Origin of the sequence: Shewanella sp. ANA-3, assembly GCF_000203935.1 — a bacterium.
Lineage (GTDB): Bacteria > Pseudomonadota > Gammaproteobacteria > Enterobacterales > Shewanellaceae > Shewanella.
The window spans coordinates 1694533-1718688 of record NC_008577.1 but is presented as its reverse complement, the minus strand read 5'-3'; the positions used below and the strand labels follow the sequence as shown (position 1 = coordinate 1718688).

The window sequence follows — 24156 nt, the reverse complement described above, 5'->3', positions numbered from 1 at the left end:
TATCTCGCTGATAACAGGCTTTAGGCAATTGTATTTATTGAGATTACTATAAACTAGAAATCCCAGCCCTGCTACTGTTCACAATTGTAAAACAAAAAAAGCCTGCTGGCAGCAGGCTTTTTCACTGGGCATCAATTGCCACTTAAGAGTTAGTAATAGTCTCTCACTAAAATCTCAGCAATTTGCACACTGTTTAAGGCTGCGCCTTTACGGATATTGTCCGATACCACCCAAAGGTTAATACCATGAGAATGGGAAATATCCTTACGCACACGGCCCACATAAACCGGATCGGTACCCGCTGCATGGGTCACAGCCGTTGGATATTCGTCATCGGATTCGAACAATACCACTCCTTCGGCATCGCGCAGTAAAGCTTTAATATCTTCTGCATCCGCAGGTTGACGCGTCTCGATATGTACGGCTTCAGAGTGACCATAGAAGACTGGTACACGCACGGCCGTTGCGTTAACGAGGATTTCGTCATCACCGAAAATCTTCTGGGTTTCCCAGACCATTTTCATTTCTTCTTTGGTGTAGCCGTTATCCATAAATTTATCGATTTGCGGCAATACGTTAAACGCGATTTGCTTTGGATAAACTTCAGCGTCAGCAGGCAGACCTTGCAGCAACTTAGTGCATTGTTTTGCCAGTTCTTCAATCGCCTTTTTACCTGTACCAGAGACAGACTGATAGGTCGCGACGTTAATACGGCTGATACCGTAAGTGTCGTAAATCGGTTTTAGAGCCACCAACATTTGGATGGTCGAGCAGTTCGGGTTCGCAATGATATTACGGTTGCGGAAATCGGCAATCGCATGGGGGTTAACCTCAGGCACAACCAATGGAATATCAATGTCATAGCGGAAGTGAGAGGTGTTATCGATCACCACACAACCCGCTTCAGCGGCAATAGGCGCCCACTTGGCCGAGACATCACCACCAGCAGAGAAGAAGCCTAACTGCGCTTGACTCCAATCGAAGGTTTCGACGTCCAAAATGGTAACTTGTTTGCCATGGAAGCTGACCGTTTCACCGGCGCTACGGCTACTGGCTAAAGGATATAAGTTCGCAACCGGGAAGTTACGCTCTTCGAGGATCTCAATCATTGTTTGACCCACTGCACCCGATGCACCTAAAACGACAACATTAAATTCCTGCGACATAATTACCGACCGACTCCTGAAAAACCTAAATTGGACAACCAATCTACCTCAGATTGGCCGTGATAAGCCAGCGCCAATGCACTAAATTCGCGCCTATGTTTGTGATTTTTTCTCATAGTGTCGAAACCATTCGACCTTGCAAAGCCATTTCGGAATACGGCATCGTCATCACGCAGGTCGTAGACGAATCTCGCCAGCTGTAATAAGGCTTTTTCATCGGGGGCTTGTTCGAGTTCAACCGCCTTAAAATGAAATGGAGGCAATAGCTCGGATAAGCGTTTAGTGGCCGGAATGGCTAGCAACTCACACAACTTTTGGTACAGCATAAAAGTGCCACGTGCCTTACCTTCTAAGCTGTAACCGGCGATATGCGGGGTCGCAAACTCCGCAAAAGGCACCAGCTCCGGCATGGGATTTGGCTCCCCTTCCCATACATCGAGCACCAATTTAAGGTCATCCCTTTGCTCTTTGACCTTAATTAAGGCTTGGTTATCAATCACATCACCACGACAACAGTTCAGCAGCCAGGTATTGGGTTTAAGACTCATCATGCGCGCTTCATCGAATAAATGCAGCGTTTTATGCTCGCCAGTGCGAGTGATGGGCACATGTAAGCTGATGATATCCGCTTCATGTAATAGGGTCTCAAGGCTCACAAAATGACGGGGATCGCCTTCGGCCGCTTTGATGGGGTCATTGAGTAATACCTTAATGCCGTAGGCTTCGAGGCATTTGGCCGTCGCGCTACCAGTATTGCCTGCACCGACAATTCCCACGACCTTGCCCTTGAGCGGCGAATTAAACCGCGCCGCCAGTTCTAACATCGCAATAAAGGCAAACTCCCCGACAGCGGTCGCATTACAGCCGGGCGCATTCGAAAAGGGGATGCCACGCCCGGCAAGGTAAGCCAGATCCACATGGTCCGTCCCAATGGTGGCACTGCCGACAAACTTAAGTTTCGAATTGGCATCTAACAATGCAGCATTGACTCGGGTGACAGAGCGCACCAGCAGTACATCGGCATCTTGCACCTGCTCAGGCGTCAGCGTGCGACCATTGACTGGGATTATCTCGCCTAACGCCCCAAATAAGGGTTCGACATAGGGCATATTTTCATCGACAACAATCTTCATGGGGACCTTTCTGATAAAAATGGGCTAGAGAGTGAGTAGCCAAGGATTCTAGCAAGACTCTGATCATAAACCCAATCCTTGAGTCGCATTATACCAATCGTATTAAATATCTGTTCATTCAGCGGGAGTTCAACACGCTTTAGACAAGGCGAAGGCTTGAAGGCATAGTGGTGCTCTGTCGAAAGCCTTAAACGCAGTATAAAGCGCGTTGCTATACAGTGAACATCAGCCGCCCTTCGGGAGCCACACAGGCATCCCATTCCCTCGTTACATTGACTTAAAAGGGAATAACCATTTCTACATCAATGCGCCTTGGATTGATATGCCGAAGAGGCTCTGAACTGATTAGATATTTACTGTGATTGGTATTACTCAATTTCAGCCAATAAAAAAGGAAGCCTAGGCTTCCTTTTTTAACGAAAATAATGGCTTACTTATATTTACGCATCACTAATGTTGCGTTAGTGCCACCAAAACCAAAGCTGTTGCTCATGACAGTGTTTAACTCTGCATCGCGGTATTCACGCACGATTGGCATGTCCTTCGCAGCTTCATCTAAGTTATCGATGTTGATGCTAGGCGCAATAAAGCTGTTTTCCATCATGATCAAGCTGTAGATGGCTTCGTGTACACCCGCCGCGCCTAATGCATGACCAGTCATAGACTTAGTCGATGCAACTGGTGGGCACTTGTCTTTAAAGACTTCACGCAGTGCTTCTAACTCACGTACGTCACCGACTGGGGTAGAAGTACCGTGGGTGTTGATGAAATCAATTGGCGTGTCCACATCGGCCAGAGCCATTTGCATACAACGCACCGCACCTTCGCCAGACGGAGCAACCATGTCGTAACCGTCTGATGATGCGCCATAACCAATCACTTCAGCGTAAATCTTCGCGCCACGAGCCAGAGCATGCTCTAACTCTTCAACGATTAAGATGCCGCCGCCGCCGGAGATCACGAAACCATCACGGTCTGCATCATAGGTACGAGAGGCTTTTTCTGGAGTGTCGTTATATTTAGTCGACAGTGCGCCCATTGCATCGAAGCCCATGGTCAGGGTCCAATCCACTTCTTCCGAACCGCCCGCAAACACCATATCTTGCTTACCCATTTGGATAAGTTCAACGGCGTGACCGATACAGTGAGCACTGGTCGCACAGGCTGAACTGATTGAATAGTTCATGCCTTTGATTTTGAAGGGTGTCGCCAAACACGCGCTGGCAGTGCTCGACATAATGCGTGGCACAATATAAGGACCGACGCGTTTTACGCCTTTTTCGCGCAAAATATCCGCCGCTTGGACTTGGTTAGAAGACGAAGCGCCGCCTGTGCCCACAATCAAACCTACGCGAGGATTTGAATACTGCTCTTCAGTTAACTGAGCATCCTTAATGGCTTCTTGCATTGCAATGTAAGCATATGCCGCAGCATCGCCCATAAAACGCAGCGCTTTACGGTCAATCAGCTCAGAAGGATCTAATTTGATATTGCCCCATACATGACTGCGTAGTTGCATTTCTTCAAACTGAGCGGAATGTGTAATACCACTACGGCCCGCTTTAAGTGACTCAGTCACTTCTTGCTTGTTATTACCGATACTTGAAACAACACCCATTCCGGTGATCACGACTCTTTTCATTTTATTGCTATCCATTGTGTACATGTCAGTACCTACTTTTTGCTGAGCCAATAGTATCTGTTTTGCTTCAATTAAGTGGTCAGCTTTCCATAAAGGCGGGTAAAATAATGCCCAATATGAGACCGAGAGTATATTTCTTTGACTGCTAAGCCCCACAAATCTTGCCAATTTAAGCGTGATTACCCGCAATTGATCAACCTTTATCCCCCATGCGCGTTGACTACTGCACAGTCTCTGGACAATTTTACTCGCCTTCGACGCTCTCGCTTAACGACGCCATCAGCCCAACTCGGTCAGGAACTGTACGTCATGGGGCAATGGGGATTGGGCGATGGACTCGAGCTGCTCTCTTTACTGCATCACTGGCAAACGCAGACTCAAAGCAACACACGGCTGTTAGTGAAAGTGTTTGAGCCCAATCCCATTAACGATTACGAACTTAAATTACTTTGGGATCAATCGCAAAGCTTAATTTCCACGCCTCATTTACAACCGATTGCCAATGCCATCCTTAAGGCAAAACCTGCGCGCATTATAGGGTGCCAGAGATTAATCTTTGATGACGGCCGCATCACGGTCGATTTACATTTTGGCGACCTGCACACCTCACTCACCAATTTGCCCCACAGCCCTGCTCATCCTATTCAGCAATGGCTGGTTTTACCGCATTTGGCATCGCAGTTAAGCGGCAAACTAGCGTGGCAAATGGCGCGTTTAAGTGCCGATGATGCCCAGCTGATTGGGGTCAATTTGGCAGAAACCGTGCAGCAGCTTGCCCACAGCAGTGGCTTTAGCACCCTTAATGTCAGCCAAGATGCCTTGAATGGTGATGCAAGTGACGCACTGCCAAGCCAGATTATCACCGATGAGATTTTGCTCCATGAGCGCAAACTGCTGCGCCAACAAGCCGATACCGCTCAGGCATTTACCCCAAAACCTGCCACGCTCGCGGCTATAGATCACCCTGTTGCCATCGTCGGTGGCGGACTGGCCTCAGCGAACCTAATGCTATCCCTCGCCGAACGAGGCCAGAGTAGCACATTGTTTTGTAAGGATAATGAGTTAGGTCAAGGCGCATCAGGCAATCGTCAAGGAGCAATTTACCCCCTACTCACGCCTGAAAATGATGAGCTTAGCCGTTTTTTCCAACAGGCCTTTTTGTTCAGCCGCCGCCGTATTGAGGCGCTGAGCCAAGCGTCGATGATGGATACAAACGCCGCCCCTCATGTTACGGTGATTTCCCATGATTTTTGTGGGGTACTGCAAACGGGTCATGATGAGCGCAGCCAACAACGGCTGGATAAAATCATCCAAAGTCAGGACTGGCCGGCGGAAATCGCCTACGCCGTTGATGCGAATGAAGCCAACGAAATAGCCCAAATAGGTATTGATAAGGCTGGATTTTTTTATCCACTCGGAGGCTGGGTATGCCCATTTGAATACGCCAAGGCGGCGGTGGACAAGGCCTCGCAACTTGCCAATGTGCAGTGCCATTTCAATACCGAGATCACCGAAATTGAATGTGATGCACAGGCTTGGTATCTTCACAGTCAAGGCCAGCGTTTTGGACCATTCCGCCAACTCGTGCTCGCCAATGGCGCGCAGCTCACCCAATTTTCGGCCAGTGAGCGATTACAGATAAGTCCGTTTCGCGGCCAAGTGAGCCACGTCCCCGCCCAATTTAAATTGAGCCAATTGGCGACAGTGTTATGTGCGAACGGTTATCTCACGCCGAGTCATCAAGGCTTGCATTGCCTCGGCGCCAGTTATGTCAAAGCGGCAGAGCACTTCGATTTTTGCCCGCAGGAGCAACGGGAAAACCTCGGGAAAATGCAAGAAAGCTACCCCAACCAAGCCTGGGTTGACGATATCGATATCAGTGGCAATAGCGCTCGTGTCGGCGTGCGGATGGTGACGCGGGATCATTTCCCCATGATGGGCTGTGCGCCCGATGTGGCTGAAATATTGGCGCGCTATGAACTGCATCAACTCAATCAACAGCAGGCCGAACAAAGCAAGCATTATTGGCAAACAACCCCCGCGCCTATCCTCGATGGCCTTTATATTTTGGGTGGTTTAGGGTCGCGGGGATTAAGTTCAGGCCCCTTGGCGGCCGAATGCTTGGCGGCACAGTTAACCGGAGAGCCGCTGCCACTGGATTGGTCAACCTTAAATAAACTCAACCCCAATCGGATGTGGCTACGCAAATTACTAAAGGGGAAAGCGCTTTAATAAAAAGCGGTTTGGTAAAAAGTGCTTTAGTCAAGATAAGCATCGTGGTTTGAGTAAAGCCTGTGTAATTAAAACAAGGTTTATCATTAAGCGCTAATCAGCGCTTGCATCTTAACGCCCCAAAAATTGGCAGCCCAAAACAAAAAAGGATTAAGCAGTGCTTAATCCTTTTTTGTATTTCGACTGAGCATTGAGCGTTAACCCTAGAGCGAAGAACCCTGCTTAGTGGTTTTTACTCGGGTGCGATTATTGTTGTCGCGACTTTGGCGGATCAAGGCATCGCCATCGAACTCGGTCTGAGCAGATACCTGCTCGCGATGGGCTTTCGCCAATCTATCGTAAAGTAGCACATTGACCGAGGCCGCCAGATTCATACAGCCTACCGTAGGTACATACACTACGGCATCGGCTCTATCGATAATCTCTTGGCCAATGGTGCCATCCTCTGGGCCAAACACATAAAAGGCTTTCTCGGGATGCACAAACTCAGGCAAGGGTGTCGCCCCTAGAACTAAATCCACGCACACCAGCTTAGTGTCAGAGGGGAGCGCATCGAGTAAGGAGGCCACTCCAGTTAACGGAATGCGCTCGGCGGCGCTCTGCGTATCGGCGTTATACTGCTGCGGCCCACGGGCAGCATACTCATAGCGTTTGCCAGTGTAGAACACGGCATCGACACCATAACAGCCCGAAGCGCGCATAATGCCGCCCACATTGGTCGGGGTTTTCGGATTGACTAGACCGATATAAACCGCTTGCTGCACTTCAGGTTTTGCCATGGCATCAACCGAAGTAGTCGTGGATGAACTCATCAATTATGCCGCTAAATGACTAACAATCTTGCCATGTAATTGTGCCCACGCCGCTTCTACTAAGGCAAAATCGGCATCATTTAATTCTTGGCGCGCTAGGGCTAAACAGTCGGTCATTTTTTCAAGCAAGGCTTCTAGCGTGCTCTCGCCTTCGTCTTCGAGTTGCGATAACACCACCGCCACATGGCCTTGCAGATAACCGCAGGCAAATAAGGCATCGTCATCACCATGGCTCACTACCGACTCAATCCACTGTTCTAGTGCTTCTTCATACTGCTCTAACATCGGGTCAAACTCTCCAATAACGTATTTCGCCCAAATGGCCGCTGGCCCCTCGGTGCTATAAATCTGAATAGTCGGGGTTGGCCACCTGATACATTACATAATCATGGTAACCCGTCGTCACTTTGTAATAGCCACAAAGCTCACGATCTAATTGAGGGTCGCCACTATCCACAATTAAGGGTCGTCCTTCAAGTGCTTTTAGCTTAGTTTTTGTGGCGAGGATAATAATATTGTCCTTACCGAGGCGGCGGATAAGCTCTGGCGACAACTGCTGGTTGCCACGGCCGAGAATATGCCCCTGCCCGCCAATCAAGGTAATAACCAGTTTTGCTGGCTTATCTTGGGTAAAGTCGAGCAACTGCTTAGCGGTTAAATCACTCGCTACTAAGATTTTATCTTGGATTAGATCAACCCCCAGTAGGGTGTTATCGAGCCCAAGCTCTTCCATCACAAAGGCGACTGTACTGCCCGAGCCCATAATGTACAGCTCATCTTCCATCTGCTGGATAACATCGGCGGCAATGTCGGCGAGCACTAGCTCATCGACTTCTTTTCCACCCATTTTCACCGCTTGCACATAACGCGGCTCAGCAGGCACTAACAGCTCACCAAAACGTTTGGCGCGCACTGTGCCTTGGCGAAAGGCCACTTCATCGATATCCATCACATCGGCGCTCATCAGGCTGACTAACTCACCCTCGAGCAGCATTTTCACGACCATACCCGCAGCATGGGGTGTAATGCCGTAAACGCCCGAATGGATTTTTACCCCAGCCGGAACACCAAGCACGGGTAATTTATCGTCGATAACCGCTTGTTCAAACACGCTATACACATCACGCGCGGTGCCATCGCCCCCCGCAAACAGTAATAAATCCAACGGTTCGTTCAGTAAGGTACGAACAACTGCTTGGGTGTCGACGGCCTGGGTTTTCTCCGGAGTTTGATACACCACACGGGAGTTAAAACCTAAGGCGTTGGCGGCGTCTTCCCCCATCACACCGGAGGCGGTAATGATTTCGATATCATTAGCAAAAGGAACAATCACCTCTAAGGCTTGCATCATGCGTTTTATCGCCTTGGGCTCGGCACCTAAGGCGAGTGCCTGCTCAGCCACGCCATCGCTGCCTTTGAGCCCCACACTGCCACCTAAACCCGCCAGTGGATTGATGACTAAGCCTAAACGAAACCGGATCACCTTAACCTCTCTTGTTCATTATTTTAGTTTTTACAATGAGTTGTTTTTCACAATCAATATCAGCTTATGCCGCAACCGCTTGCGCCCTATCCTTAGGGATCAAAAATACCGCGAGCATAGCAGCAAAGGCACAGGCCGCCGCGAATACCCAAGACCACACAGCGCCGCTGCCATCGCCCCAGATATAACCGCAAATCCAAGTTCCGAGTGCGCCGCCAACCCCAAAGCTTAAGCTGGCATACAGGGCTTGCCCTTGACTGCGATGACTGGCATCAAAATGGCGGTGCACAAATTGAATCGAGGCCGCATGAGTCAAACCGAAGGTGAACGCATGCAGTACTTGGCTTAAGCCCAGTAATAACATGCTCTCAACGCCAAAGGCGACCAGCAACCAGCGCACGGCGGTCATGGCGATACTGACGACAAGCAAGGTATTAACGCCATAACGTCCAAGCAAGCGAGGCGCAAACATAAACATCACGATTTCGGCCATTGCACCGAAGGCGACAAAAATCCCCGCGGCTGCTTCGGTGTATCCCGCCTGCTTAAGATAGAGCACAAAGAAACCGTAAAAAGGCCCAGCGCTCATCTGTAATAACATCGCCGACACCATGAACCACAGAATGGGTTTAGTCCATTTGAGGGGCTGCCGCTCCTGCCCTTGAGGCCGCACTGCACGATTCGCAGGCAAGGGCAAGGCGCTGACCAGCATCCCAGTAAACAAAGCTAAACCAATATAAGGTAACACCTCGGTGCCCCATTGGCCGATGGCAAAACCAGCGCCGACCACTAAGCAGATATAGCCAATGCTGCCAAAACTGCGGATTTGCCCATAGCGGCTGGCATTTTCACCTAAAGTCTCAAGGGTGATCACCTCAAGCTGCGCCAAAATCGCATTCCAGAAGAAGGTATACAGCGCAAGGCTGAGCGCCATATACACAAAGCCACCGTGGTAGAAGAAACTCAAATACGCCAGCATTGCGGCGCCCGCACCCATCTTCACCAATTCGGAGCGCATGCCAGTGCGATCGGCCACCTTGGCCCACACATTGGGTGCCACGATACGGGTCGCCATTAAAATCGCGAGCAAAAAACCGATTTCTTGAGGGTTAAATCCACGGTTTTCGAAGAAGACCCCAAGGTAAGGGATCATAGTGCCGAGAATTGAAAAGAAGAAAAAATAACAGGCACATAGCCAGCGTAACTGCTGGCTTGTGCTAGAGATTGTTGGCATTAACGCATTCCATTTATTACACAGCCGCTATGCATTTTTATTCCATGCAGACTGTCTCATTCATCGCACCTATCTCATGCCGAGGATCGGAGTATGACTGCGAACATCCTGATTTTGAGCTCTGTGTCTTAACAGATGATCCATCAACACAATCGCCAGCATAGCTTCGGCGATCGGTACCGCGCGGATCCCGACACAGGGGTCGTGACGACCTTTAGTCACCACTTCCGCCATTTCCCCTTGGGCCGTCATGCTTTGGCCCGGCACACTGATACTCGAGGTGGGTTTTAATGCAATATGGGCAACAATGGGTTGACCCGATGAAATGCCGCCAAGTATGCCACCGGCATGATTTGATTCAAAACCCAGTGGCGACATTAAATCGCGACCTTCCGAGCCCTTTTGCGTCACAACGCCAAAACCATCACCGATTTCAACGCCTTTTACCGCGTTGATGCCCATTAAGGCATGGGCGATGTCGGCATCGAGCCTGTCAAACACGGGTTCGCCCAGTCCCACGGGAACACCAGTCGCTACTACAGAGATTTTGGCGCCAATGGAATCACCGGATTTTTTCAGCTCGCGCATATACTCATCCAGCGCCTCGAGCTTACTCGCATCGGGGAAGAAAAAGGCGTTCTGCTCGATTTGACTAAAATCGAGGGTTTCGGCACTAATCGGTCCAAGTTGCGACATATAGCCTTGGATACTAATGCCGTGCACTTGTTTTAAATACTTTTTCGCCACAGCACCCGCAGCAACGCGCATAGCAGTTTCGCGGGCAGATGAGCGGCCGCCACCACGGTAATCACGCAGGCCATACTTTTGCTGATAGGTGTAATCGGCGTGTCCTGGGCGGAATAAATCTTTGATATTCGAGTAATCTTGGCTGCGCTGATCGGTATTTTCGATCAGAAGCCCAATGGAAGTGCCCGTGGTTTTGCCTTCAAACACACCGGATAAGATCCGTACTTCATCAGGCTCACGGCGCGCTGTGGTATAACGGGATGTGCCAGGACGACGACGGTCTAAATCATGCTGCATATCGGCTTCGGTGAGTTCGAGCCCTGGTGGGCAACCATCAATAATACACCCGAGCGCCACACCGTGACTTTCACCAAAGGTAGTCACCACAAAATTTTGACCAATACTGTTTCCAGACATCCGCTTCTTACACCTTAAATGATTTGCTTATCGCTCCGCGCCCAGCAATGGCTGGACAATTCTTTTTCCCGCTGCAAGCCTAACTGGCAGCGGGAAAAGACTCAACCTAATTTATTATTGCGCGTCGCGATAAATAGCAAAAAGCGATTGATGTTCGACCAGTTGATCGCGAGTCAACACAAACACACCGTCTCCGCCGTGTTCAAAACTCACCCAAGTGAAAGGCACTTCAGGGAATTGCTCCATCAAATGCACCATAGAGTTACCCACCTCAACCACTAAAATGCCCGTTGGTGTCAGGTATTGGGCCGCATTCGCTAAAATGCGTTTGGTTAAATCGAGGCCATCACGACCCGAGGCTAAACCAATAGCTGGCTCATGGTGGTATTCATCTGGCATATCGCCGATATCTTCTTCATCCACATAGGGCGGATTAGAAACAATCAAATCATATTGTGGACCTTCAGGAATGGCTGAAAACAGATCCGATTGCATCGGGAAGACTCTGTCCATCACCCCTAAGGTTTCAACGTTGATTTGCGCCACATCGAGGGCATCTTCGCTGATATCCAGCGCATCGACCTCGGCCTCATCAAATTCGTAGGCACAGGCAATTGCGATACATCCACTGCCAGTACATAAATCTAAAATACGATTAACGGGTTTGCCGTATAACCAAGGGCCAAAGCGATTGGCAATCATCTCGGCGATAGGTGAACGTGGCACCAATACGCGCTCATCCACATAGAACTCAAGCCCTGCAAAGCGCGCTTTATTGGTTAAATAAGGCACTGGCAAACGTTCACGTACGCGGCGAATGATCAGCTCAACGATTTTGTGTTTTTCGCTGCTGGTTAAGTTACTTAAAATCACCTGTTGGCCGATTTCTTCGGGCAAGTGCAGCGCATGAAACACTAAGGCGATAGCCTCGTCCCACGCGTTATCCGTGCCGTGGCCATAGTACACATTGGCATCATTAAAGCGGCTCACCGCCCAACGCAACATGTCACCTATGGTGCGTAACTCTGTCACAGCTTCATCTACAAAGATCTTATCCAAAACGCTCTCCCGCTTGTTTGTTCGCAAACATTGTAACTGAACTCTATTCAGAAACCATAGGATTCAATAGAATACCCGCCATGAATAAAAACGATGATAAAGAAGGCATGGCGATGTTTTCGGCGCTGATCGAGGGGATAAAACCTATCGCCCAAGATAAGCGGCATTTTCGCACGCCCCTAAAAACCAAACAGGAAATTGAACTGAAAGAGCAGCAACTGCATGCTGACAGTTATTTCTCAGATACTTATCAACCTCTGCTGCCCGTTCAGGGGCCAATGCGTTGGCTCGACGAGGGTGTCGATAGTCTCGAGCTTAAACGCTTAAGACGCGGCGATTACCAACCGGATTTATTGCTAGACTTACACGGTTACCGCCAATCTGAGGCTAAACTCGAGCTCGCGGCGCTCATTCAAGCCTGCGTAAAACAGCAAAGCCAATGTTGTTGTGTGATGCACGGTTACGGCACTGGCATACTTAAACAGCAGGTGCCTATGTGGTTGGTGCAACATCCTAAGGTAAAAGCCTTTCATCAGGCCCCAAAAGAATGGGGTGGCGATGCGGCGCTGCTGGTGCTTATCGATATTGGCGACCAACCACATCGACGTTAATGGACATATTTATCCTCTAAAAACAAAGGGCCCACTAATGTGAGCCCTTTGTTTTATCAAAGAAATTAACTAATGCTGTGGGGCGCATGCTGCCAAACAATGCAGGCCTGCTCGGCATGTTTATCTATCAGAGTGATCCCCGAGGTGGCAAATAGGGGCGGCTCAACACCTGCAACTAACTCGCTGACCAAATAGCCTAAGAGCGGCATATGGGAAATCACCAGCACTTTATCGGCCTTGTACAGCTCGGCATAGGCAACAATTAAGGCGGCCACATTGGCGGGATCACCTGAAGGCACTAAATCATCCACGACCAACCATTTGCGAGGCTCGGGAAAATGTTGACTCAATTCTTGCCACGTTTGCTGCGCACGTAAATAAGGGCTGACCAAAACAAGATCAAAATCGCTGACACTTCGGGCTAACCAGTTACTCATTAAGACGGTATGGTGTCTTCCTAAATCGGTAAGCGTTCTGTCCCTATCCGACTGAGCATTAAATCCAGCGTCACCATGTCGCATCAAAAATAGCTGCATACTTCTCTCGCTACCCACACTTGTTTTTGTTTTATCCCAATTGTAGCCCTAAAATGGATTTCAACAAACCTTGTAAGGGTTAATCTTTAGTCGATAAACACAAGAGATATTTGCCAAAAACCATTAAGACTATCAATATATAACAAGCCATCGTTACCGGAGTGTCTCTTTGCAAGCCTCTCAGTCTATTTACAAAAGTCCAAACGATCATCGTCAGTACCGTTATCTCGTGTTAGATAATGCCCTGCGGGTATTATTGGTCGAAGATTTTGACGCCAGCCAAGCCGCCGCTTCCATGGCGGTGGCCGTAGGACATTTTGATGATCCTGTTGATAGACCCGGTATGGCGCACTTTTTAGAGCATATGCTCTTTTTAGGCACGGAAAAATTCCCCGATTCCGGCGAGTATCATGCCTTTATCAATCAGCATGGCGGCAGTAACAATGCTTGGACTGGCACAGAGCACACCAATTTCTTTTTTACCATCAACGCCGACGTGTTTGCCGACTCCCTAGACAGATTTAGCCAATTCTTTATCGCCCCCAAATTTGACCTCGACCTGGTCGATAGGGAGCGCCAAGCGATTGAATCTGAATTTAGTTTAAAGCTGAAGGACGACATCCGCCGCACCTATCAAGTGCTAAAAGAAACCGTTAATCAACAACATCCGTTTTCAAAGTTTTCCGTGGGCAATTTAGTCACGCTAGGCGGAGAACAGGCTCAGGTCAGAAGCGAGCTATTGGCGTTTTATCAAAGCCATTACAGTGCCAATTTAATGACGCTCTGTTTAGTCGCCCCTATGCCGTTAGATGAGCTTCAATCGCTTGCGGCCCAATATTTCAGTGCGGTCCGCAACTTAAATCTCGTCAAACAGTATCCTGATGTGCCGCTGTTTTCTGAAAACGAACTGCTTAAGCAAATCAATATTATCCCCTTAAAGGAACAAAAGCGTTTAAGTATCAGTTTTAACTTCCCAGGTATCGACCACTACTACAAACGCAAGCCGCTGACCTACATTAGCCATATCCTCGGCAATGAGAGTAAGGGCAGCCTGCTGTCGTATCTTAAAGAACAAGGTTTAGTGAATAACCTCTCCGCAGGCGGCGGAGTCAATGGCTATAACTTTAAGGACTACTGCATAGGTCTACAACTGACCGATAAAGGCGTGGCCAATATTGACGATATTGTCTGTAGCTGCTTTGAGTACATTGAGCTGATAAAAAACCAAGGCCTTGAGGATTGGCGCTATCTAGAACGAGCGAATTTGCTCAAAATGGCATTCCGCTATCAGGAGCAGGTGAAGTCCCTCGATTTAGCCAGCCACTTAAGCATCAACATGCACCACTACGAAGTGGAAGACTTAGTCTTTGGCGACTATCGCATGGATGGCTTAGATATTGATGAAACTCTTGATCTATTGCGCTTAATGACGCCGCAAAATATGCGCTTGCAACTCATAGCACAGTCCGTTAAGACCGACCGCAAAGCCAATTGGTATCATACGCCATACCAAGTCTTACCGATAAAACCCGAATCCCTTGCCCGTTGGCAAGTCACACACATTCGCCCTGAGCTGCAATTGCCCGCTGCCAATCCCTTTATCGTAGCCGATTCCATTGCCCGCCCCGATAAAAGTGAAGTCGCCGTACCCGTGATTGTCGCGGAATCAACGGGATACCGAATTTGGCATAAAAAAGACGATGAGTTTAATGTCCCGAAAGGCCATATGTATCTATCCCTCGATTCGGAGCAAGCGAGTAAAACCCCAAAACATGCTGCCCTCACCCGCTTATACGTTGAGATGCTGCTCGATTACTTGACTGAGCCCACTTACCAAGCGGAAGTCGCAGGGCTTAGCTATAACATTTACCCCCATCAGGGTGGGATCACCCTGCATTTGTCTGGTTTTACGGGGAATCAAGAAACGCTGTTAGCCCTGCTGATCCAAAAGGCGAGAGAACGTAATTTCACCGAAGAACGGTTTGCGTTAATTAAATCTCAGCTGCTACGTAGCTGGCAAAACCTCGCGCAAGCCAAGCCGATTTCGCAGCTATTCACTAGCCTGACCGCCACGCTGCAAAAACGCAGCTACGAGCCAGCGCGTATGGCGCAGATGCTTGAAAATATCACCTTAAATGATCTGCATAACCATGTACGCGCCTTTTACGAGAAGATTTACCTCGAAGGGCTGATTTATGGCGACTGGCTTGTGTCAGAGGCGCAAGCCTTAGGAAAACGACTGGAACATATCTTGTCCTTAGTCTCTAGCCCAAGCGCGGAGTCGACCCGTGAATTAATCAACTTAACCGGACAAGGCACCCTGCTTCGGGAATTGGCAATAGACCATCAAGACAGTGCGATTATTGTTTATTATCAATCTGCTTCAGCGACGCCAGAAAAAATGGCGCTGTTTAGCTTACTCAATCACACTATGTCTTCGACCTTCTTCCATGAACTACGCACCGAAAAACAATTGGGCTATATGGTAGGCACAGGTTATTTGCCACTCAATCGCCATCCGGGACTCATTTTCTATATTCAATCCCCGACAACGGGACCACTACATTTGTTAGAGGCAATCGATGAGTTTATCGCGGACTTTAATTATGCCGTGATGCAAATTACCAATGAAGAATGGGAAAGCACTAAACAGGGACTCATCAATCAAGTGATGGAACATGATGCTAACCTCAAAACCCGAGGCCAGCGTTATTGGGTGAGCGTGGGCAACCGTGATTACCAGTTTAATCAGCGTGAATTAGTGGTCGAGGAAATCAACAAACTCACTCGCCCAGACCTTATTAAGTTTATGATGCGAAAAATGCGCACTAAGCATAGCGACAGACTGGTGCTTTTTAGCACAGGCTCTGCCCATGCGGCGCAGTCAGAGCTTGAATCAGGCAATATGATTACCGATCTTAAACTCTTTAAACAAAACACTGAAAAGTTCAATTTTTGACAAGTTAGCACTTACGTAATGGTATTCATGTCATATGGGTAACCAACAAACAAAATCGCTAAATGCACGTAAATCTATAGTTGTATCTATTGTCAGTAAGCAAAAAACTGATGAAAAAGTTGGTAGAACAATGCCAATGCGTCAAGACAAAGTACAAAATTAGTCCATCTATATGCTATTAAAAGGATTTTTTACATTCTGGCTTTTGACAAAAGCTTCTATTTCTGGAAAAGTGATGTAACACAATTGTTTCATGGCATCCTCGGACAATACTAAGAACTACACTATGCCAAAAGCACTCTTACAAATAATCCTACTTAGTTGCTTATTTTTAAGCACTTTGATTTCATCTTTCTCTGCTTCAGCATTTTCGAGTGAAACCTCTCCCATAGTGATTTTACAGTCACAGTCATTTGGTGTCGCACAAGGTCTTTCACAAGGTACTGTAACTTCAATAGTTCAAGATAACGATGGCTATCTCTGGATAGGTACGCTTAACGGGCTTAACCGGTTTGATGGAAGAAATTTCAAACATTTTTATGCAGATGGAACAGATTCGGGCTTGCCTAGCTCATTTATTAGAAGTTTACAATTAGATAAGAATGGTGATCTTTACGTAGGTACTGATAATGGTTTAGCGATATATGATAAAAGTAAAGACTCATTCATAAAATACGGCCATCCACTTGAGAACAAACCTATTTGGAGCATAAATATATCAATAAATAGCCTAATCATTGGCACCGATAACTCAATAATAGAAATAACTGGGAAAAATAACTTTAATACATTAGCACAAGAAGGAATAGGAGAAATAAAGAAGTCCATAAAAATAGGTTATACTTACTTATTTAAAGACTATTCAGGAAAACTGTATGAGTTAAAGAACGGAAACTTAACTCTCATTAAAGAAAATGTTATAGATATTGAACAAAAAGATGCCAACACTCTCATACTATCTTCAAAGAATGGTCTTTTTGAATATGATGGAAACCTTGTAAAAAAAATAGATGACCGTGCATTTTCACAATTAGCCAAAAACAATGAGCTTATATATGGGATTTCCGAAAACAGTATCATTAACATTCTTACAAGAAAAATCATAGGATCATTATCCGAATACGCTCAAGATAAAGCAACTTACTTTTATGTGAACAAAAGTTACTTTTCGGTTGGTAGTGTTGACCAAGGATTTTCAATCATAAAAAGTCAAAGTAACTTAGTAAAACATACCACGCTCGCTAACGACAGCACTTGGCATATAACTAAAAACAAAAGTGGTTTCCTTGTATCATCAGATTCAGAATATATCTCTCTTTTCAATAATAATTTTCAAAAAGCAGTTGATTTCAATACCCATACAAAGGGATATAAATATGCGGTAATGAACGAAGGGAAACTTTTTTACGGAACTAGCTCTGGATTATTCGTTTTAGAAAACGAATCAGCTACTATGCTGAGTCAAGAAACTATCTCATCATTATCTAGTAATGATGATGGTTCAATCTTATCTGCTGGAACTCCAGATGGAAAAATATTGATAATTAAAGATTCTAATGTAATAAATACCTTTGACACACAAAGAGGGGAGCCGATTTTCGATATTGAAATAATATCTGAAAACCTGTTTTATGTGGCAAGTCAAGGTGGTTTAAGAAAATATGAGAATGGCAACGAAACTGTTGTCAGCGAACAATTAACTTACAGTATAGAAAAAGATAACAACAACATATTATTTGGAACTTCGTCAGCCCTAATGCGTTACAACACATTAACTGGCACAATAGAAAAAGTATTATCAAACAATAAAGAAATATATTCAATTGTTAGTGACATAGACTTCATTACGGTATCATCACTAGGTGAAGTCATTGTTTACAACAAAAAAAACCACTCTTCATATACATTAAATACATCAAATGGAAGTCAATATGAGTATAACTCTCCTAGTGCTATAAGAGTTAACGAATTTGTTCTATTGGCAGGAATAAATGGGATAAGTATTGTTTCTCCTGAAGAAGTTAATGAATACATAAAAAACCAAAAAGTCAGCAAAACTGAGATAACAAACTTTTCAGTTTTCAATATTTCACAAGAAAAAAATGGCAAATACTTAAGCCAACCAATTGATGTTACAAACGAAATAAAACTAAAATACTCTGAATATCCATTTTCTTTCGATTTCATATCTCCAATGTCAGATGAATTTGCTACAAGCTATTACTATAGAATGCAAGGACTTTCTGACACTTGGATTTATTCAAATGGGACTAATTCTGCAACTTACACGAACTTATCACCAGGAAAATACGTTTTTCAAGTTTATGCTATGAATAAACTTTCAGGAGATAAATCCCCTGAAAAAGAAGTAAATATTATAATAACTCCACCCTGGTGGTCTTCAACTCAAGCCAAAGTAATTTATTTCATTATTTTAATGCTTTTCACCCTCTTTGTTTTCAAAGCAATCCTACGTAAACGAGAAATTCAACGCCAAATTGCATTAAGCGAAGAACGCCTAAAACTTTCTTTATGGGGGAGTGGCGATGAAATGTGGGACTGGGATATTGAGACTGGCAATATTTTCCGTTCGAATATTTGGGGAGCATTGGAATTTCCGAGGGATGGTCACCGTTCTGGCAACAGTGATGAAGAGAGTAATATTCATCCCATGGAGCAAGAACGTGTAAGGGAAGCACTCAACAAACACTTCTACGGTGAAACTGATCATTTTGAAGCGGCCTATAGAGTTAAGGGCAAAGATGATAGCTGGATCTGGATCTTAGACCGAGCAAAAATTGTAGAAAGAGATGATAAAGATAATGCGCTGCGGATGACGGGCACAATAAAAAATATTAGCCAGTTCAAGCAAAAGGAAGAACAATTAAAACTGTTCGAAAAAGCCATTGAAAATATTTCCGAAGGTATGTTTATTCTCGACAGCGAATATCGATTTGTAGAGGTGAACGAAGCGTGCTGTAGAATATCTCAGCGTAATCGAACCGATTTTATTGGTAATCTGCTTACCTTCGATTTGTATCCGGAATCCTTTTCTAATCAAATTCGTACCATGTTAAAACAACAAGGCCGTTGGGCCAGCGAAGTCGAAGCCAGCCGTGGTGACAATAGTCATTTCCATATGGAGCTGACTATTGACGCCATTTACGATGAATTAGGTGAATTATCGCATTACGTAGGGGTATTTTCTGATATATCGAGACGTAAACAGCAAGAAGAAGAACTTCGTAAACTCACCAACAATGACCTATTAACGGGGCTGCCCAATCGCTCAAACTTGCAAGTCACATTAGGAAACTTGGTTAATAAAGAAATTACCCATGCCTTAATGGTACTCGACCTCGACAATTTTAAACGTATCAATGACTCCTTAGGCCATCAAATTGGCGATCAGTTACTCAAACTCGTCTCCATCAGAATTAAGTCAATTCTCCCTAAAAACACCAGTATCTATCGTCTAGGTGGCGATGAGTTTGCGATTGTACTCGATAAAACATCTGACATCAGTGCTTCTGCCGCGATTGCAGGACGAGTAATTGAAGCCTTTAAAACCATGTTTGAAATCGGTAATGAGCAGCTCGTTTTGGGCGTAAGTATTGGTATTGTTTTCTATCCTGAAGATGAACAGAGTGAGCAGGCACTTCTGAGAAAAGCCGATATTGCCATGTATCATGCTAAATCTGCTGGCGGTAATTGTTACCAATTCTACTCAGAATCCCTTAACCAACATGCGATTAAACAATTAGAAATTGAAAACCTCATTCGTGAAGGATTAAAAGAAGATTTATTTGAGGTGTATTATCAACCCAAAGTCGATCTTAAAAGTGGTCACGTCGCGGGGATGGAAGCCTTAGTCCGTTTAAATCATCCCACCCGTGGACTGATCCCACCGAATGATTTTATTCCCCTTGCGGAAGAAAATGGCCTTATTATTGAAATCGGTGAAATTGTACTTAGAAAAGCCTGTTTTGCGGCGCAGAAATGGCGTGAACAAGGGCTCTTCAAAGGAAGAGTCGCCGTCAATTTATCGTCACGTCAGTTTGCCCTACCCGATTTACAGCAACGCATAGAATCTATTTTACGCTTAACGCAATTACCGGCCTCTCACCTAGAACTCGAAATCACCGAAGGGACGGTTATTAAGCAGCCAGAAATGGCTATAACCGTTATGCAGCAATTAGCTAAGATGGGAGTGAGCCTCGCGTTGGATGACTTCGGTACGGGTTATTCTTCACTTTCTTACTTAAAACGGTTCCCAATTCATACGCTCAAAATCGATAAAGCCTTTGTCGATGATATTGATAAATCTGACCGAGATTTGAAGATGGTCGATTCAATCATTACCATCGCTCACAATATGGGTCTGTCGGTTGTCGGCGAAGGTGTAGAACAAGCCGCGCAGCTAAATATCCTTCGGGCCCTTAACTGCGAAGAAATACAAGGTTATATCTTTAGCAAAGCGATTAATGAAATTGAATTTACTCAATTGCTTCAAGATGATCGGAGTAAATTCATGCCCCACCACAAGATTATTTGATCATAAAATTATCTCTCAATCGGTAGTTTGAAACATTGGCACAACATCTGCATTAAGATGTTCAGAGTCAAAAAATAAAACATTATCAACTACCCTGAGAGATAAAATGATGAAAGGAATTCTAACTGCAGCAGCATTACTGTCTACAATCGGCTTTGTAACAACAGCCGCGGCCATTGAAACAACTGTAGAGAAAAGCCTTTCTCAAACTGTTGTATCATCCGAAGCGACTAAAGACGTTAATCCAGAAGTAGCTGGTCATCCATATGTAAAATTCAAATCACTAGAAGTCGCTGGCCATCCATATGTGAAATTCAAGCCACTTGAAGTCGCTGGCCATCCATATGTGAAATTCAAGCCACTTGAAGTTGCTGGCCATCCATATGTGAAGTTCAAGCCATTAGAAGTCGCTGGCCATCCATATGTGAAATTCAAGCCATTAGAAGTCGCTGGCCATCCATATGTGAAATTCAAGCCATTAGAAGTCGCTGGCCATCCATATGTGAAATTCAAGCCATTAGAAGTCGCTGGCCATCCATATGTGAAGTTCAAACCATTAGAAGTCGCTGGCCATCCATATGTTAAGTTCAAACCACTTGAAGTCGCTGGCCATCCATATGTGAAATTCAAGCCATTAGAAGTCGCTGGCCATCCATATGTGAAATTTGCTAATTCCAATACAGAAATCGCGTAATTAATCTTTAAATTGAGGTAATAAAATATGATTAACTCACTCAAAAAAGCACTTGGTTTCGCAAAGCCTGTTCGTAAAAAAGTGAAATTACCAGAAGGCTTAAACCACCTTGAAGTGATCCCTGCAAAGGGTTGGTGGAATTAATTTCCCCTTCAAGCGGAAATATACCGTTCACAGAGCCTAGAGCCATTTGCTAGCGCGTAGCCTAGGGCAATAAAAAAGGAGCTTTATGCTCCTTTTTTATTGCCCACATTTACGACAAATCATATCAACATTAAGCGGTTAGACTAGCGTCAGAAGTTCGGCGCATTCTGCTTAGCGCAATACGTTTATGGGAGGAAAACAGTGGAAACGCTAAGGGTCCCAGTATAAATCCCATTACAGCCCAATAGCTTACCGAAAGTCCTACTCTAAAAGCCGCAACGCCAAAACACCAGGAGCAACTCACCGACAAGGCGACAACCACATAAAACATGAATCCCACAGCAACCTCTTTATCGGCTAAGCCATTATGTGCAAATCAAAAAATAGCCGTTCTCAATATAAATAGACTCTGAGCGAGGCTATTTATCAGCACTAAGCAACATCTACACTGACGGTATCACGGCACAACTGCCGTAAATAGGGACGCCATAATACAAGATCACTCAAACAAATGTGAACATTTTTTAGGCAAAAATTAGCCTTGAGGCAATAAAAAAGCGGCATCATATTGCCGCTTTTTTAATCAACCTCTATTTGTGCACTTAGAAGAAACGAGCCTTTTCTGCCGCCATCGCCTTAAGACGTGGGCATGGCTCAAATCGGTCGCCGTATTGAGCTTGATAACGTTCCAGTATGTTGACCAAGTTATCGGCACCTAGGGTATCAATATAGTGGAATGGGCCACCTAAGAATGGTGGGAAACCAATACCGAAAATGGCGCCAATATCACCATCACGCGGGGAAGCAATAATGCCGTCATCTAAACAACGTACTGCTTCATTGAGCATTTGCACCACACAACGCTCGGCCACAGCACTTAAGTCTTTGTCCATACCTGGCTTGATGCCAAGTACTGCGTAAACACTTTCATCCACGGCTTTCTTCTTGCTCGACGCTTTATTGCCAGCAGCATATTGATAGAAACCTTTGCCATTTTTACGGCCTTTTCTATCATCGCTCAGTAACTTATCGAAGGCTGCTGGGGCTTTAAAGCGCTCGCCCAGTTCTTTTTCAAGGATTGGAGCGATTTTAGCACCGACATCGATACCCACTTCATCGAGCAAAGTGATAGGGCCAACGGGGAAACCGAACTTCACTAAGGCTTTGTCTAAGTGCTCAATACTCTGGCCTTCCAGCAGTAATTGTGCAGCTTCGTTCATATACAGCGCGAGGATACGGTTAACATAAAAACCGGCACCGTCTTGTACCACGATTGGCGTTTTACCCTGTTTGCGGGCAAAGGCCACTGTGGTGGCAATCGTCTCAGGAGACGTTTTCGCATGGGCAATCACTTCCACCAGCGGCATTTTTTCTACTGGTGAGAAATAATGTAAGCCAATCACATTTTCAGGACGGCTGGCCGCCTGTGCAATTTGGCCAATGGGTAAAGATGAGGTGTTAGATGCAAAAATCGTGTGCTCGCCGCATTCACGCTCAATATCTTTAACCATCTGATGTTTAAGCGCTAAATCCTCAAATACGGCTTCAACAACAATATCAGCGTCCTTAACGCCTTTATATTCGGTCGTCGTTGTCATCAGTGCCATTAAATTGTCGCGAACGGCCGGCGTCATATGACGACGTTTAACGCCTTTATCCAATAACTTATAGGCGTAAGAAAGCGCATTGCTTAAGCCCTTTTCGTTAATGTCTTTTACCCGCGCAGGAATTTTCGCCTTAGTCGTCGTGACCGAAGCAATACCACCGCCCATCAAACCGCCACCTAAGATCACGGCTTTTTTGACTTTACGTGGTGTCGCCCCTTCGGCGCCAGTTTCTTTCTTCATCTCTGTAGTGGCAAAGAAAATACTGCGCAGCGCCTCAGATTCTTTCGACACCACCAGCTCAGCAAAATGGCTGGCTTCCACCTCAAGCCCTTTCTGCATTCCCTTCGCCATACCTTGGCGCACGCAATCAATAATTTTTGCTGGTGCAGGATAGTTACCTTGGGTTTTCTTAACGACTTGCTTGGCAGCTTGATCGAAAATAATGTTACGACCAAACCCTGTGCCTTCGAGTAATTGATTAACCAGAGATTTTTTAACTGGTTTCGCCGTGCGCTTACCCGCGAGCGCCATCTCCACTGCGGTTTGCAGTAAAATTGTCTGTGGCACCACATCGTTAACTAAGCCCATCTTTAACGCTTGTTTAGGACGAATTTGTTTACCCGTCAACATCATATCCAGCGCAGTAGTGATCCCCACTAAACGAGGCAAACGCTGAGTACCGCCGCCACCGGGTAACAAACCGAGTTGCACTTCGGGTACGCCCAACATGGTCTTGCCGTCATCACTGCACACACGTTGATGGCAGGCAAGCGCAAGCTCAAGACCGCCCCCTAAACAGGCGCCATGTATCGCGGCAACCACAGGGATATTCAAGGCTTCTAACTCGTTAAACACCACATGCCCTTGCTGGGATAAGGCTTTCGCATCGCCCGCCGTTTGGCAAGCGTCGAGCATAGAAATATCCGCCCCAGCTACGAAGGAGTCTTTTTTACCCGAAATCAGCACTAGGCCACGGATACTGCTATCGCGTTTAATCTCAGACAGGATCTCACTGATCTCAGGGCCAAACTCTGCCTTGAGGGTATTCATGGTTTCGCCGGGTACGTCCATCATTAGAATGGCGATACCGTCTTCACGGCGGGTTAAATTAAATGTCTTTTCCAT

18 protein-coding genes are annotated in these 24156 nt (G+C 46.0%); 6 read left to right on the top strand and 12 right to left on the bottom strand.

The window, feature by feature from the left end; all coding sequences use genetic code 11:
* Positions 1–149: 149 nt before the first annotated feature.
* The 4 genes from SHEWANA3_RS07800 to fabB form a co-directional block, all read right to left on the bottom strand.
* Positions 150–1166 (bottom strand): aspartate-semialdehyde dehydrogenase, encoded by a 1017-nt coding sequence (locus SHEWANA3_RS07800; protein WP_011716534.1) that lies wholly within the window; start codon positions 1164–1166, stop codon positions 150–152.
* A gap of 2 nt (positions 1167–1168) precedes the next feature.
* Positions 1169–2299, bottom strand: a complete 1131-nt coding sequence (locus tag SHEWANA3_RS07795) for a 4-phosphoerythronate dehydrogenase (RefSeq protein ID WP_011716533.1) — start codon at positions 2297–2299, stop codon at positions 1169–1171.
* Positions 2296–2514 carry a hypothetical protein gene (locus SHEWANA3_RS23740; protein WP_244096613.1) on the bottom strand — a complete coding sequence of 73 codons (219 nt, stop codon included), beginning with the start codon at positions 2512–2514 and terminating at the stop codon, positions 2296–2298. The genes SHEWANA3_RS07795 and SHEWANA3_RS23740 overlap by 4 nt, the downstream gene beginning before the upstream one ends.
* A gap of 215 nt (positions 2515–2729) precedes the next feature.
* Complete coding sequence (fabB, locus tag SHEWANA3_RS07790) at positions 2730–3941, bottom strand: beta-ketoacyl-ACP synthase I (protein WP_041412592.1); 1212 nt, start codon at positions 3939–3941, stop codon at positions 2730–2732.
* Between the two features lie 138 nt (positions 3942–4079).
* Here fabB and SHEWANA3_RS07785 point away from each other — a divergent pair, with 138 nt between their 5' ends.
* The gene (locus SHEWANA3_RS07785; RefSeq protein ID WP_041412591.1) at positions 4080–6173 is read left to right on the top strand and encodes a bifunctional tRNA (5-methylaminomethyl-2-thiouridine)(34)-methyltransferase MnmD/FAD-dependent 5-carboxymethylaminomethyl-2-thiouridine(34) oxidoreductase MnmC; all 2094 of its coding nucleotides are present in this window, start codon (positions 4080–4082) and stop codon (positions 6171–6173) included.
* A 203-nt stretch (positions 6174–6376) separates the two neighbouring features.
* Here the strand turns inward: SHEWANA3_RS07785 and SHEWANA3_RS07780 are convergent, their stop codons facing one another.
* From SHEWANA3_RS07780 to prmB, 6 genes are all read right to left on the bottom strand, one after another.
* Positions 6377–6985 (bottom strand): RNA methyltransferase, encoded by a 609-nt coding sequence (locus tag SHEWANA3_RS07780; protein WP_011716530.1) that lies wholly within the window; start codon positions 6983–6985, stop codon positions 6377–6379.
* A 3-nt stretch (positions 6986–6988) separates the two neighbouring features.
* Positions 6989–7270: a YfcL family protein gene (locus tag SHEWANA3_RS07775; protein ID WP_011716529.1), complete on the bottom strand. Its 282-nt coding sequence runs from the start codon at positions 7268–7270 to the stop codon at positions 6989–6991.
* 55 nt (positions 7271–7325) lie between these two features.
* On the bottom strand, positions 7326–8468 hold the full coding sequence (locus tag SHEWANA3_RS07770) for an ATP-NAD kinase family protein (protein WP_011716528.1): 1143 nt from the start codon (positions 8466–8468) through the stop codon (positions 7326–7328).
* A gap of 64 nt (positions 8469–8532) precedes the next feature.
* On the bottom strand, positions 8533–9702 hold the full coding sequence (locus SHEWANA3_RS07765) for an MFS transporter (RefSeq protein WP_011716527.1): 1170 nt from the start codon (positions 9700–9702) through the stop codon (positions 8533–8535).
* Between the two features lie 69 nt (positions 9703–9771).
* Positions 9772–10866: a chorismate synthase gene (gene aroC / locus SHEWANA3_RS07760; RefSeq protein WP_011716526.1), complete on the bottom strand. Its 1095-nt coding sequence runs from the start codon at positions 10864–10866 to the stop codon at positions 9772–9774.
* A gap of 114 nt (positions 10867–10980) precedes the next feature.
* The gene (prmB, locus tag SHEWANA3_RS07755) at positions 10981–11925 is read right to left on the bottom strand and encodes a 50S ribosomal protein L3 N(5)-glutamine methyltransferase (protein ID WP_011716525.1); all 945 of its coding nucleotides are present in this window, start codon (positions 11923–11925) and stop codon (positions 10981–10983) included.
* 80 nt (positions 11926–12005) lie between these two features.
* Between prmB and smrB the strand changes: the two genes are divergently transcribed.
* A complete protein-coding gene (gene smrB / locus SHEWANA3_RS07750; protein WP_011716524.1) occupies positions 12006–12536 on the top strand; it encodes an endonuclease SmrB in 531 nt (176 codons plus the stop codon).
* A gap of 65 nt (positions 12537–12601) precedes the next feature.
* On the opposite strand, the gene sixA is transcribed toward smrB, so the two are convergent.
* Positions 12602–13072, bottom strand: a complete 471-nt coding sequence (gene sixA, locus SHEWANA3_RS07745; protein WP_011625784.1) for a phosphohistidine phosphatase SixA — start codon at positions 13070–13072, stop codon at positions 12602–12604.
* A gap of 169 nt (positions 13073–13241) precedes the next feature.
* On the opposite strand from sixA, the gene SHEWANA3_RS07740 reads away from it, so the two are divergent.
* The 4 genes from SHEWANA3_RS07740 (at position 13242) to SHEWANA3_RS07730 (ending at position 21280) form a co-directional block, all read left to right on the top strand.
* The gene (locus SHEWANA3_RS07740) at positions 13242–16031 is read left to right on the top strand and encodes an insulinase family protein (protein WP_011716523.1); all 2790 of its coding nucleotides are present in this window, start codon (positions 13242–13244) and stop codon (positions 16029–16031) included.
* 34 nt (positions 16032–16065) lie between these two features.
* Complete coding sequence (locus tag SHEWANA3_RS23895; protein WP_276207209.1) at positions 16066–16194, top strand: hypothetical protein; 129 nt, start codon at positions 16066–16068, stop codon at positions 16192–16194.
* Positions 16195–16317: 123 nt separating this feature from the next.
* Complete coding sequence (locus tag SHEWANA3_RS07735; RefSeq protein WP_041412590.1) at positions 16318–20586, top strand: EAL domain-containing protein; 4269 nt, start codon at positions 16318–16320, stop codon at positions 20584–20586.
* 106 nt (positions 20587–20692) lie between these two features.
* A complete protein-coding gene (locus tag SHEWANA3_RS07730) occupies positions 20693–21280 on the top strand; it encodes a hypothetical protein (protein WP_011716521.1) in 588 nt (195 codons plus the stop codon).
* 746 nt (positions 21281–22026) lie between these two features.
* Here the strand turns inward: SHEWANA3_RS07730 and fadJ are convergent.
* Positions 22027–24156 carry a fatty acid oxidation complex subunit alpha FadJ gene (gene fadJ, locus SHEWANA3_RS07715; protein ID WP_011716519.1) on the bottom strand — a complete coding sequence of 710 codons (2130 nt, stop codon included), beginning with the start codon at positions 24154–24156 and terminating at the stop codon, positions 22027–22029.